The 12,963-nt window shown below is 71.0% G+C and carries 12 protein-coding genes; 7 read left to right on the plus strand and 5 right to left on the minus strand.

Going from position 1 to position 12,963, the window contains the following annotated elements; genetic code table 11:
* Positions 1 to 107: 107 nt before the first annotated feature.
* From QFZ76_RS13795 to QFZ76_RS13815, 5 genes are all read left to right on the plus strand, one after another.
* On the plus strand, positions 108 to 794 hold the full coding sequence (locus QFZ76_RS13795) for a maleylpyruvate isomerase family mycothiol-dependent enzyme (RefSeq protein ID WP_307673997.1): 687 nt from the start codon (positions 108 to 110) through the stop codon (positions 792 to 794).
* 47 nt (positions 795 to 841) lie between these two features.
* Positions 842 to 1,498, plus strand: a complete 657-nt coding sequence (locus QFZ76_RS13800) for an MBL fold metallo-hydrolase (RefSeq protein ID WP_307673998.1) — start codon at positions 842 to 844, stop codon at positions 1,496 to 1,498.
* Positions 1,499 to 1,886: 388 nt separating this feature from the next.
* Positions 1,887 to 2,771, plus strand: coding sequence for an ABC transporter substrate-binding protein (locus QFZ76_RS13805; RefSeq protein ID WP_307673999.1), 885 nt, complete (start codon positions 1,887 to 1,889; stop codon positions 2,769 to 2,771).
* Entirely contained in the window at positions 2,768 to 3,709 is a 942-nt protein-coding gene (locus QFZ76_RS13810) for an amino acid ABC transporter permease (protein ID WP_307674000.1), read from the plus strand. The genes QFZ76_RS13805 and QFZ76_RS13810 overlap by 4 nt, the downstream gene beginning before the upstream one ends.
* Positions 3,706 to 4,458, plus strand: a complete 753-nt coding sequence (locus QFZ76_RS13815; RefSeq protein WP_307674001.1) for an amino acid ABC transporter ATP-binding protein — start codon at positions 3,706 to 3,708, stop codon at positions 4,456 to 4,458. Before QFZ76_RS13810 ends, QFZ76_RS13815 begins: the two co-directional genes overlap by 4 nt.
* A 25-nt stretch (positions 4,459 to 4,483) precedes the next feature.
* Here QFZ76_RS13815 and aroQ read toward each other — a convergent pair whose 3' ends face one another.
* Complete coding sequence (aroQ, locus tag QFZ76_RS13820) at positions 4,484 to 4,957, minus strand: type II 3-dehydroquinate dehydratase (protein ID WP_307674002.1); 474 nt, start codon at positions 4,955 to 4,957, stop codon at positions 4,484 to 4,486.
* 102 nt (positions 4,958 to 5,059) lie between these two features.
* Between aroQ and QFZ76_RS13825 the strand changes: the two genes are divergently transcribed.
* Both QFZ76_RS13825 and QFZ76_RS13830 read left to right on the plus strand, forming a co-directional pair.
* Entirely contained in the window at positions 5,060 to 6,106 is a 1,047-nt protein-coding gene (locus tag QFZ76_RS13825) for a S66 peptidase family protein (RefSeq protein ID WP_307674003.1), read from the plus strand.
* Positions 6,107 to 6,166: 60 nt separating this feature from the next.
* A complete protein-coding gene (locus QFZ76_RS13830; RefSeq protein WP_307674004.1) occupies positions 6,167 to 7,471 on the plus strand; it encodes an MFS transporter in 1,305 nt (434 codons plus the stop codon).
* Between the two features lie 82 nt (positions 7,472 to 7,553).
* On the opposite strand, the gene QFZ76_RS13835 is transcribed toward QFZ76_RS13830, so the two are convergent.
* From QFZ76_RS13835 to QFZ76_RS13850, 4 genes are all read right to left on the minus strand, one after another.
* The gene (locus QFZ76_RS13835) at positions 7,554 to 8,654 is read right to left on the minus strand and encodes a calcium:proton antiporter (RefSeq protein WP_307674005.1); all 1,101 of its coding nucleotides are present in this window, start codon (positions 8,652 to 8,654) and stop codon (positions 7,554 to 7,556) included.
* Positions 8,655 to 8,828: 174 nt separating this feature from the next.
* Positions 8,829 to 9,830: a TerC/Alx family metal homeostasis membrane protein gene (locus QFZ76_RS13840; protein ID WP_307674006.1), complete on the minus strand. Its 1,002-nt coding sequence runs from the start codon at positions 9,828 to 9,830 to the stop codon at positions 8,829 to 8,831.
* A 225-nt stretch (positions 9,831 to 10,055) separates the two neighbouring features.
* Positions 10,056 to 12,227 (minus strand): TerD family protein, encoded by a 2,172-nt coding sequence (locus tag QFZ76_RS13845; protein WP_307674007.1) that lies wholly within the window; start codon positions 12,225 to 12,227, stop codon positions 10,056 to 10,058.
* A gap of 49 nt (positions 12,228 to 12,276) precedes the next feature.
* Positions 12,277 to 12,843, minus strand: coding sequence for a TerD family protein (locus QFZ76_RS13850; protein WP_307680007.1), 567 nt, complete (start codon positions 12,841 to 12,843; stop codon positions 12,277 to 12,279).
* Positions 12,844 to 12,963: the final 120 nt, after the last annotated feature.

A 12,963-nucleotide genomic window follows, 5' to 3' on the forward strand; every position in this document is an offset into this window, starting at 1 on the left:
CATCCAGCATGCCCGACGCCACGCCCGACCATATAGCACGTGCATTCGATTTACGGCACACCTTCACCACCTTCACCCGAAGGTGTGGCGGAGCTAGGGTCAGCACCATGATTGATCACGCGCATGACCTGGCGTCTGTACGTGACGCGACCGAACGCTTGCTCATCGCAGTCGCCAAACTGGACGACGCGGCTGTGACCGAGCCGTCACGACTGCCCGGCTGGACCAGCGGCCACGTCCTCGCCCACCTCGCCCGCAACGCGGACGCCCTGGTGAACGTCCTCGAAGGCCGTCCCATGTACGTCTCCGCGGACGCCCGGGACACCGACATCGAGCGGGACGCCCCGCGCCCCCTCGCCGTCCACCTCGCCGACCTGCGCGACAGTGCGGCGCGCTTCCAGGAGGCGGGGGCGGCCCCGGCGGACTGGTCGCGCACGGTGGAGCTGCGGGGCGGGGTCACCGACTCGGCGTCCCGGGTGCCCTTCCGGCGGTGGATCGAGGTGGAGCTGCACCATGTGGACCTCGGGATCGGGTACGAGCTGGAGGACCTCCCCGAGGAGTTCGCCCAGCGCGAGATCGGCTTCCTCGCCGACCGCTTCCGGGGGCATCCCGACGTACCCGCCGTGCTGATCGAGCAGGACGACCGACGCCGGATCCCGACCGGCCGCGAGGGTGCGGTGGAGGTCACCGTCGCGGGCCGCCGGGCCGACCTGCTGGGCTGGCTCGCCGGCCGCCGCGACGGATCCGGTCTGACCGTGGACGGCGGCCCGCTGCCGGCCCTTCCCCCGCTGTAGTCCGCTCCGCCTCGGCCGGGCCCCGCCCCCGCTATAGGCTGAACGTCATGACGTACAGCGGAGCGGTGAAGGTCGGCGGCCCGGCCGATGTGCATGAGCTGCCGGACCTGATCATCACGAAGATCGCGGTCGGCCCGATGGACAACAACGCCTATCTGCTGCGCTGCCGGGCCACGGACGAGCAGCTGCTGATCGACGCCGCCAACGACGCGGGCACCCTGCTCGGCAGCATCGGCGACGACGGCATCGCCTCGGTCGTCACCACGCATCAGCACGGCGACCACTGGCAGGCGCTCGCCGAGGTCGTCGCCGCCACGGGCGCGCGCACGTACGCGGGACGGGACGACGCCGACGGCATCCCCGTACCGACCGACGTCCTGGTCGACGACGGCGACACCATCCGCGTGGGGCGCGTGGAGCTCACCGCGCGCCATCTGGTCGGCCACACGCCGGGCTCGATCGCCCTCGTCTACGACGACCCGCACGGGCATCCCCATGTGTTCACCGGCGACTGTCTGTTCCCGGGCGGCGTGGGCAACACCCGCAAGGACCCGAAGGCGTTCGCCAGCCTGATCCACGACGTCGAGACGAAGATCTTCGACGTGCTCCCGGACGAGACCTGGGTGTACCCCGGGCACGGCAACGACACGAGCCTGGGCGCGGAGCGACCGCATCTGCCGGAGTGGCGCGCGCGGGGGTGGTGAGGCCGCCGAGCGGTGGTGAAGAAGGTGGTGAACCGGTGGCGAACAAGGTGGTGAACAGGAGCGTCCGCCGATGAGTGCGCGCCCCGCGCGCACTCTCCACCGCACGCGGGCGCGTACGCACCCCGTGTGAACCCTTCACACACGCCGGTGCCACGCGCGCGCTCCCGGCGCGCGTGGTTGCGCGGTCAACTGGCAGCAGCCCCGCAGCAGGATGACGGCTCCTGCGCGGTACGGGCCGCCGGCCTTTCGATCCCCGCCCTCGGCCGGCGGCCCCGGCGAACGGCGCGTCGCGGGACGCGTTCACAAGAATGCAACACCCGTTCCCACCATGCGGACGATGCATGCCGTGACCTCGACAAACGGGGCTGCGGACTGTCACTCTCCCGCCATGCATCTTGCCTCGCGCGCGCTGCACCGCGCCGTCGCCGCCGCGACCACAGCCCTGCTCGCCACCGCCGTCGGCTGCGCTCCGCAGCCGGAGGAGAAGGCCGCCGACACGCCGTCGGGGTCGGCCGGGACCACCTGCGCCAAGGGCAAGTTGGCCACCGAGACCTCCGGCAAGCTGACCATCGCCACCGACGAACCGGCCTACGAGCCGTGGTTCAAGGACGACGAGCCCACGAACGGCGAAGGCTTCGAGTCGGCGGTCGCGTACGCCGTGGCGAACGAGCTGGGCTACGACAAGAGTGCCGTCGTCTGGCAGAGCGTCCCCTTCAACAAGGCCTTCGCGCCCGGTGAGAAGACCTTCGACTTCGACATCAACCAGGTGTCGATCAGCGACGAGCGCAAGAAGGCCGTGGACTTCTCCTCCGGCTACTACGACGTGCGCCAGGCCGTCATCGCCCTCAAGGACAGCAAGGCCGCGAAGGCGACCAGCCTCGCCGACCTCAAGGGCCTCAAGCTGGGCGCCCAGGTCGGCACGACCAGCCTCAACTACATCGACGACGTGGTGAAGCCGACGCAGGATCCCGCCGCCTACGCCAAGAACGACCAGGCCAAGTCCGCGCTGAAGAACGGCCAGGTCGACGCCATCGTCGTCGACCTGCCGACCGCGTTCTACATCACGGCGGCCGAGGTGACGGACGCGACGATCGTGGGGCAGTTCGAGAACCAGGGCGGTACGCCGGAGCAGTTCGGGCTCGTGCTCGACAAGGGCAGCGCGCTCACCGCGTGCGTGACGGACGCCGTCGACACCCTCCGCGAGAACGGCACGCTGGCCAGGATCGAACAGCAGTGGCTGTCCGACGCCGTCGACGCCCCGGTACTCAAGTGACGCTCACCAAGGACGAGTCCGGCCAGGAGGACGCGGACGGCAAGGGCGACCTGACCGGCTCGGCTGAGCCGGACCGCCCGGGAGCGGGCGAGGGGTACGTCCCCTCGCAGCGGCGGATCGACCGCGAGGCCTACAAGCGCGCCCGCTCCCGCCGCGCCACCGCGATCGCCGCGCTCTCGACCCTGGTCACGGGCGTCGTCCTCTACCTGGTCGTCGTCAACGCGCCCGGCTGGTCGCGCACCAAGGAGACGTTCTTCAGCGCCGAGTACGCGCGCGAGGCGTTGCCCAAGGTCCTCGAAGGGCTCTGGCTCAACGTCCGGCTGCTGCTGATCTGCGGCGCTGCCGTCCTCGTCCTCGGGATGCTCATCGCCGTCGCGCGCACGCTGCGCGGCCCGGTGTTCTTCCCGCTGCGCGTGCTGGCCGCCGCGTACACGGACTTCTTCCGAGGGCTGCCGCTCATCATCAACCTGATGATCGTGGTCCTCGGAGTCCCCGCGCTGCGGCTGCAGGGCGTCACCGTCGACCCGGTGCTGCTGGGCGGTACGGCGCTGACGCTGACCTACTCGGCGTACGTCGCCGAGGTGTTCCGGGCCGGCATCGAGTCCGTCCACCCCTCGCAGCGCGCCGCGGCCCGCTCGCTGGGCCTCAACAACCGACAGTCGCTGCGGTACGTCGTCCTGCCCCAGGCGGTACGCCGCCAGGTGCCGCCCCTGCTCAACGACCTGGTGTCGCTCCAGAAGGACACCGGGCTGGTGTCGATCGGCGGCGCCGTGGACGCCGTACGGGCCGCCGACATCATCGTCGGCCGCAGCCTCAACTACACGCCGTACATCGTCGCGGGCCTGGTCTTCGTGGCGCTGACCATCCCCATGACGCGGTTCACGGACTGGGTGACGGCCCGGATGGACCGTAAGCGGGCCCAGGGAGGATCCCTATGAGCGACGCCCCCGTGCTGCGCATGGAGTCGGTCCGCAAGACCTTCGGTGAGTCGGTCGTACTGCGGGACGTCGACCTTGAGGTCGCCCCGCACACCGTGACCGCGCTGATCGGTGCCTCCGGCTCCGGCAAGTCGACGCTGCTGCGGTGCGCGAACCTCCTGGAGGACATCGACGACGGTGCGATCTGGCTGGACGACGAGGAGATCACCGATCCGCGTGCCGACCAGGACGCGGTGCGCCGCCGTATCGGCGTGGTCTTCCAGGCGTACAACCTGTTTCCGCACATGACGGTCCTCGAGAACATCACCCTGGCTCCGCGCCGCGTGCACGGGGTGCCCCGTGCGGAGGCCGAGGCACGCGCGCGTGAGCTGCTGGAGCGGCTCGGCCTCGGCGGCAGGGCGGGCGAGTACCCGGACCGGCTGAGCGGCGGACAGCAGCAGCGGGTCGCGATCGTGCGCGCCCTGGCCGTACGTCCCCGGCTGCTGCTGCTCGACGAGGTCACCGCCGCCCTCGACCCGGAGCTGGTGGGCGAGGTCCTGGCCGTCGTGCGCGATCTGAAGGACGACGGCATGACCATGGTGCTGGCCACGCACGAGATGAGCTTCGCCCGCGAGGTGGCCGACCAGGTGTGCTTCCTGGACGGCGGTGTGGTCCTGGAGCGCGGCAGCTCCGAGCAGATCTTCGGCGACCCGCAGCAGGAGCGCACGCAGCGCTTTCTGCGGCGGATCGTGGAGGCGGGGCGGCTGTAAGGGGCGTCCGCCTGGACAGCGGGACTTACGCCTCGGCCTGCCCCGCCCCCACCAGCGCCGCGACCCGCTCCACCCCGAACACGTACCCCTGCACTCCGCACCCGGCGATGACCCCGTCGGCGCGCAGCGAGACGTAGGAGTGGTGCCGGAACGTCTCGCGCTGGTGGATGTTGGAGATGTGGACCTCCACCACCGGTAGGCCATCACAGGTGTTGAGCGCATCCAGGATCGCCACCGAGGTGTGCGAGTAGGCACCGGGGTTGATCACGATCCCGCAGTGGTTCAGCCGCGCCTCGTGGATCCAGTCGACCAGCTCGCCCTCGTGGTTGGACTGGCGGAAGTCCACCGTGCCGCCATGTGCGGCCGCCGCTTTGGCGCACAGGGCCTCGACGTCGGCGAGCGTGTCGGAGCCGTAGATCTCCGGCTGGCGCTGGCCGAGCAGGTTCAGGTTGGGGCCGTTGAGGATCATGATCGGGGCGTTGGCCAGGGTGCGGGGCACGGTTCCTCCGGTCCGTTCAGGGTGGGCGATCCTTCGAGGACCGCTGCTCGGACCCGGTTTATCACGGTGCGCGGCCGGACCCACGGCCCGTACCCTCCCCGCATGACGACGATCTCCTACGCGCCCAAGCCGTCGCCCGGCGACCGTATAGCCGTGCTCTCGCCGTCGGCCGGGCTGCCCGGCCTCTTCCCGCGCCCCTACGAACTGGGTCTTGAGCGGCTGCGCAAGGAGTACGGGCTCGAACCGGTCGAGTATCCGGCGACGCGCACCATGGGCTCCACGCCGCGGGAGCGGGCCGCCGACATCCACGCCGCGTTCGCCGATCCGGACATCAAGGCGGTGATCGCGTCGATCGGCGGTGACGACCAGATCACCGTACTGCCGCTGCTGGACCGGGAGTTGATCACCGCGAACCCGAAGCCGTTCTTCGGGATGAGCGACAACACGAACCTGCTCGCCTTCCTGCGCAACGCCGGAATCGTGGGCTACCACGGCGCGACCGTGATGTGCGAGCTGGGCCGTCCCGGCGCCATGCACCCGCAGACCGCCGAGTCCCTGCGCGCGGCGCTGTTCACCTCGGGTGAGTACGAGTTGAGGCCCGCCGAGCGCTGGAACGACGTCAACCGCGACTGGGCCGATCCGGCAACCTTCGACACGGAGCCCGAGACCCGGCCCGGCACCGGATGGACCTGGGTGAACGCCGACCGGGTGGTCGAGGGCCGCACTTGGGGCGGCTGCCTGGAGATCGTCGGCTGGCTGCTGATGGCCGACCGTGAAGTCGCGCACGACCTGACGGAGTACGACGGCGGAGTGCTGCTCCTGGAGACCTCGGAGGACATGCCGAGTGCCACGGAGGTCTTCTGGACCCTGCGCAACATGGGCGAGCGCGGCCTGCTCCAGCGCTTCTCCGCACTGCTGATGGGCCGAGCGAAGACGTGGTCCTTCGAGCGCCCCAACAGCCCGCAGGAAGCCGCTCGTTACGCCGCCGGGCAGCGCGAGGCCGTGCTGCGCGCCATGGAGGCGTACGCCCCTGAGACCCCGATCGTCCTCGACGTCGACTTCGGGCACACCGACCCACAACTCGTCATCCCGTACGGCGGCACCGTCCGCGTCGACGGCCCTGCCCGGCGCATCACCGTCACGTACTGACGCGGTCCGCGCGCCCGCGCGCCCCCGTAACTCGCGATCACCGTGGGTAGTTGACGCGGCATGCACGACGTACGCACCGTAAGGGCCCCCTCCATGCTGCGGCTCGCGGCCGCCTCGCTCGCCGGGACGGCCATCGAGTTCTACGACTTCTTCGTCTACGGGACCGCGGCGGCGCTGGTCCTGGGGCCGTTGTTCTTCCCGACGTTCTCACCGGTGGCGGGGACGCTGGCCGCGTTCGGGACGTTCGGCGTGGGGTTTGTCGCGCGGCCGCTGGGATCGGTGCTGTTCGGGCACATCGGCGACCGGCACGGGCGCAGGCCGGTCCTGGTCGCCTCACTCCTGCTGACCGGCGCCTCCACGGTCGCGGTCGGCTGTGTACCGACGTACGAGACCATCGGTGTCGCCGCTCCCGTACTGCTGCTCGTACTGCGCTTTCTGCAGGGGCTCGGGCTCGGCGGGGAGTGGGGCGGGGCCGTCCTGCTGACCGCCGAGCACGCACCCCCCGAACGGCGGGGCCTGTGGTCGAGCTTCCCGCAGGTCGGGCCCGCGCTGGGCTTCCTGCTCGCCAACGGCGTGGTGCTGGCACTGTCCGCGACGCTGACCGAGGCGCAGTTCGCGCAGTGGGGCTGGCGGGTGCCGTTCTGGGCGGCCGGGGTGCTGGCCGTGGTGGGGCTGCGGCTGCGTTCCTCGCTCGCCGAGAGCCCCAGCTTCCTCGAGATCGACGACCACGCGCGCGTGCCGCTCGCCGAGGTGGCGCGTGACCACTGGCGGCTCGTCCTGCTGACCGCCGGGGCACTCGCCATCGGGTACGCGATCTTCTACGCCGTGACGACCTGGTCCCTCGCGTACGCCACGGAGCGGCTCGGAGTGAGCCGTACCGTCATGCTGACCTGCATCATGGCCGCGGTGCTGGTGAAGGGTTCGCTGACGCCGGTGGCGGCGCTGCTCGGCGACCGTTACGGGCGGCGGCCATTGTGCCTGGCCGGGTGTGCGGGCGCCGCCGTGTGGATGTTCCCGATGGTCGCGCTCCTCGCCACGGGAGAGCCGTTGCTGATGTTCCTCGGCTTCCTGGGGGCGATGCTCGCGTTCATCACCATGTTCGCCGTGATCGCCGCGTATCTGCCGGAGCTGTACGAGCCCCGGGTGCGCTGCACGGGCGCCGCGGTCGGCTGCAACCTCGGCGGGGTTGTCGGGGGCGCGCTCACGCCCCTCGTGGCGACCGCCCTCGTCGAGCAGGGCGGCCGGGTGCCGTGGGGTGTGGGCGCGTATCTGACCGGGATCGCCCTGCTCAGCCTGGGGTGTTTCGCGCTGTTGCCCGAGACGCGGCCCGTGCCGGTGGTGGCGGCGGAGCCGGCCACTGGCTGAACCCGCGGTGCGTAAGCGCTCGCGCAAGCGTTTACGCACCGCCTGAGGATCGTCCCGCTGGGGATTCCGGTAGGGATTCCCGCTAGGGATTGATCGCCAGCTCCAGATACGCCGCGAACACCACCAGGTGGACTCCTCCCTGGAGTGGCGTGGCCCGCCCCGGCACCACCGTCAGGGAGCTCACCACCACAGTCAGCGCGAGCAGCACCATGTGGGTGGAGCCGAGGCCGAGGACAAGCGGGCCGGAGAGCCAGATCGAGGCCAGGGCGACCGCCGGGATGGTGAGGCCGATGCTGGCCATCGCGGAGCCGAGGGCGAGGTTGAGGCTGGTCTGCACCCGGTCGCGGCGCGCGGAGCGCAGTGCGGCGATGGTCTCGGGCAGCAGCACCAGCAGGGCGATGATCACGCCGACGACCGCGTGCGGCAGGTCGGCCGCCTCCACACCGGACTCGATGGTCGGCGACACACCTTTGGCCAGGCCGACCACGCCGATCAGGGCCAGGCCCAGCAGCCCGAGGCTGACCAGGGCGGTGCGCGCGGACGGCACGCCGGCGTGTTCTTCGACGGTGATCACCTCGCCCTGGCGGGTGATCGGGAGGAAGTAGTCGCGGTGCCGCACGGTCTGGGTCGCCACGAACAGGCCGTACAGGACCAGCGAGGAGATCGCCGCGAAGGTCAGCTGCACGCCCGAGAACTCCGGTCCCGGCTTGCTCGTGGTGAACGTCGGCAGCACCAGGCTGAGCGTGGCCAGGGTGGCGACGGTCGCGAGGGCGGCGCCGGTGCCCTCGGGGTTGAAGACCGCCGTGCCGTGGCGGAGGGAGGCGACCAGGAGACTCAGGCCGACGATGCCGTTGCAGGTGATCATCACGGCCGCGAAGACCGTGTCCCTGGCCAGCGTCGAGCTCTTGTCGCCGCCGTCGGCCATCAGGGTGACGATCAGGGCGACCTCGATGATCGTGACGGCGACGGCCAGGACGAGAGAGCCGAAGGGTTCCCCGACCCGGTGGGCGACCACTTCCGCGTGGTGCACGGCGGCCAGGACGGCCCCGGCGAGGATCACCGTCACCAGCGCGACGACCGCGCCGGGCAGGTCTCGACCCCACGTGAACAGCAGCATGACGATCGCGAGCACCGGCACCGCAGACGTCCACTGTGTCGTGAGCGACCCGAGCCGAGCGATCATGCAGTGATCGTCGCAGAGGCGAACGGGCCCCGCACTCCAGGAGTGCGGGGCCCGTCCCACCCGGACCCGGGGCGTCCCCTGGCGGGGAACGCTCAGTCCCAACGAAGCACCGGGAGCGGCGGTCGGCAATGCGCCGACCGCCGCTCCCGGGTGGTTGTCCTACGTCCGAAGTGGTCAGGCCTCGATGCTGTCCTTCGGAGAGCCTTCGTTCGGTCCCTGCGCCGCCTCGGCCGCCGCCTGCTTCTTGGACGCCCGCAGGCTGGTGATCGTGGTGACGATCAGGACCAGGCAGATCACGCCGAGGGAGACCGGGATGCTGATCTCCGGGACGTGGACCCCGGACTCGTGCAGCGCGTGCAGCACCAGCTTGACGCCGATGAAGCCCAGGATGATCGACAGGCCGTAGCTGAGGTGGACCAGCTTCCTGAGCAGGCCGCCGATCAGGAAGTACAGCTGCCTCAGGCCCATCAGCGCGAACGCGTTGGCCGTGAAGACGATGTACGGGTCCTGGGTCAGGCCGAAGATCGCCGGGATCGAGTCGAGGGCGAACAGGACGTCCGTCGTACCGATCGCGAGCATCACGACCAGCATCGGGGTCATGACCCGCTTGCCGTTCTCCTGGATCCACAGCTTGGTGCCGTGGTAGCGGTCGGCGACGCCGAAGCGGCGCTCGGCCGCCTTGAGCAGCTTGTTCTCCTCCCAGTCCTCGTCCTCCTCGTCGGCCCGGGCCTCCTGGATCAGCTTCCAGGCGGTGTAGATGAGGAACGCGCCGAAGATGTAGAAGACCCACGCGAAGCTCGCAAGGATCGCGGCGCCCGCTGCGATGAAGATCGCGCGCAGGACGAGGGCTATCAGCACACCGATGAGCAGCACCCGCTGCTGGTACTGCGAGGGCACCGCGAACTTCGCCATGATCAGGACGAAGACGAAGAGGTTGTCGACGCTCAGAGACTTCTCGGTGATGAAGCCCGCGAAGAACTCGCCGGAGGGCTGGCCTCCGGCGAAGACGAGCAGGCCGAGTCCGAAGAGTGCGGCCAGGACGATCCAGACGATCGTCCAGATTCCGGCTTCCTTGATGGACACGTCGTGCGGCTTGCGGCCGATGAAGAAGTCGACCGCGATGAGGGCGGCAAGGCCCACGATCGTCAGGACCCACAGGGTCAGGGAAACATCCACTGCGCCTCCGGCAGTACGTAACGGCAAGTAACCAGCGTCGTCGCGCTGCCGGAGGTCTCTTCCACCCAGGATGGGCCGACGCCCCGGGATCTGGCCAGATCCGTATTGACGGGTACGCCGCAGTCGACAGGGAGTACTCCCCTCCGTGGGAACAACCGTACCCAATCACCAAGGAAAGGTAAAGCGCTTGGCAAAAGAAGGGTCAAAATACCTGGTCAGACGACTTTACGTGGGCTTGGTGCGAGCCCTCGCGACCTGGCTGAGCACCTGCTGGAGCACCTCGCTGCCGGGCGGCACGAGCGAGGGCTCGTACGTCCAGGCATGCCCGACCCACGGGTCGGCCAGGTGGTCGTCGGGCACCGGGGTGAGCCGCAGCAGCGAACGCCACAGCGGGTCGAGCAACGGGCCGTAGCCGGCGGCTTCCTCACGGTCCGCGACCATCATCAGGTGGACGCCGACGGCCGGGCCCTCGTCCGCGAGGTAGCGGAGCTGGGTCACGGCGCGGTCGTCGAAGCCGTGCGGGAAGTCGTTCACGATCAGCAGTTGCTCGGCGGTGTCGAGGCCGGGCGGCAGCGAGTCGGCTGCTCCCGCGCGCACCGCCATCTGCACCAGGTCGACGCGCTCGGTGAGCCGCGTCAGGACGTCCGCCACGCCTGCCGCCCCCATGGCGGGCGGGGCTGCGAGCACGCCCGTCCGCACCAGCGGGGCGAGCGCCTGCGCCGCCGAACCGGCGGGGTCGATGACGTGCACGGTGAACTCGCCCGCCGGGTGGACGGCGAGCAGCCGCGCCGCGTGCGCCACCGCCGTCTCCATCGCGAGGCGTCCCAGGTCGTGGGAGTCGGTGAACGAGCCGCCGAGTGATCCGGCGCGCCCGCTGTCGATCCACAGACCGCGCTCCAGCGGCAGGCGGACCAGCAACGGTATGCGCAGCTCGGGGGCCTCCGCCAGGTGAAGATCGCCCATGCGCAGGGCCATCGGCACCTCCATCGGCACGCGGTAGCCGTGCCACACGGGGTTGTCCCAGCGCGCATACGCCGGCGGCAGCGCGGGCTCCACGACCTCGGCCTCGGCGGTGAGCTGGGCGAGGTCCCGGTCGAGCACCGCTCTGGCCTGGTCGACGAGTTGGGCGTACTTGGCCCGGGCCGCCTCCCGCGCGGCGTCGCCCTGTCCGCCGAGTCGGCTGCGCGGGTCGGACAGGATCTGGTCGAGTTCCTTCTCCATCCGCGAGTCGGCGAAGTCGACGGCACTGCGGTACGCGGCCATGGTGCGGGCCAGGTCCTCGAACATGCCCCACACCTGGTTGTAGAGCCGCTCGTCCATGGACCACCCGGCGGCGTCCCCCGCGACCGGCGGCTTGGCCTGCCCGGGCGGGGGCGGCTGCGGAGCCGCGCTCTGCCGACGCGGATGGGCGTAGTCGATGGGGGCGCCGGACGGCTGGGCGGCGGATGAGGAGTCCGCGGGTACGGCCGCCCCCTGGGGCTGGCCGGGCTGCGGTGCGGCGGCCGCCGGGGTGCTCTGCGGGTCGTACGGAGAGGCGGGTTGTCGCGGTGTGCCGTAGGGCGGGGTGGGCTGCTGGGGAGCACCGGCCGCCGACGTGCCCTGCGGATCGTACGGAGAGGCGGGTTGCGACGGGACGCCGGGAGCCTGCGCGCCGTACGGAGACGTGGGCTGCGGCGGGACGCCCGGAGCCTGGGCGCCGTACGGGGGCACCGGCTGGGGCGGTACGCCGCCGGAGGCGCCCTGGGTCGCGGGGCCGCCCTGGTCGCCGCCGAGGGCCGGTGCGGCCGGCCGGCGGGAGCGGTCGGGGTCGGTGGGGCGTGACGGGGCCGGGAGTGAGCGGGCCAGGCCCTGGGCCACCGCCTCGTTGATGCCGGTCGCCAGGTGGTGGGCCTCGGCCAGGCCCTGGTCGGTGAGGAGCTCGGCGAGCCCGCCGCCGTACCCCTGGCCGACCGCACGCACCTTCCAGGCGCCCTGGCGGCGGTAGAACTCCAGGGCGACGACGGCCGACTCGGCGTCCAGACCGGTGATCGTGTAGCTGGCGAGCTCGGTGCCGTCGAGGTCGGTGACCGCGACGAACGGGGCGGCGACGACGCCGAAGCTCGCTGGTCCTGCCCCGCCCGCCGCGGGCAGGGCGAGCAGCACATCGACCCGGTGCACGGCCTCCGGCACGGCGCCGAGGTCGACCGCGAGGCGGTGGTCGGCGGCCGCCTGACGGGAGACCTCGAGCCCCGGCAGCGTGGGGGCGCCCGGGTGGGCGACCCACTCGACGCCGGGCACCCTGCCGTGCTCGTCGCCGAGCGTGGCCCCCACCACGATCGGCGTGCCGGCCGCGATCCGAACCTCGAGACGGGCCTGTGAGAGCGGGTGATTCTGCCCTCGCACCAGCTCGGCCGTCATCGCCTTCTCCCCCTGTGTCGATGTGTCGCGTGCTGCCCGCCGTGCTGTCCTACAGGTGCGGCAGGATCGCCGGCATCAGGTCCTGGAACGTGCGGCCGTTGGCCGGAGTGCCGAGGGCCGTCATCGTCCAGCCCGGGCCCGTGCGGTGCACCTTGGCCATGATCTGGGCCGTGTACGCGCCGCCGCCCGCGAGTGTGTAGCGGGCGAGTTCCTGGCCGTTGGTCTCGTCGACCAGGCGGCAGAACGCGTTCTGCACCTCCTGGAAGGTCTGGCCCGTGAAGGAGTTCACGGTGAAGACGATCTGGTCGATGTGGACCGGCACCCGCGCCAGGTCGACGAGGATCGACTCGTCGTCGCCGCCCTGGCCCACGCCGCCGACCAGGTTGTCGCCGGTGTGGCGCACCGAGCCGTCGTCGCTCACCAGGTGGCGGAAGAAGACGACGTCGACCGGCTGCTTGTCCGCGAACAGAACGGCCGAGGCATCGAGATCGACCTCCCGGGTGCGCGAGCCGAACAGGCCGCGCCGGGGGGCCGCCTGCCAGCCGAGACCCATGCGCACCGCCGTCAGCGTGCCGCCGTCACGCTTCTGCAGACTGATGGCCTGACCCTTGGTCAGATTGACGCCGCCGCCGGGCGCGCCGCCCTTGGATACGTCCACCACGGGCTGGTCCCCTCTCGTATTTCCCCTGTTGCCGCGGGATCCGCGGATGACCAGAACCCTACGCACGGCCACTGA

Origin of the sequence: Streptomyces sp. V4I2 (assembly GCF_030817655.1) — a bacterium.
Lineage (GTDB): Bacteria > Actinomycetota > Actinomycetes > Streptomycetales > Streptomycetaceae > Streptomyces > Streptomyces plumbiresistens.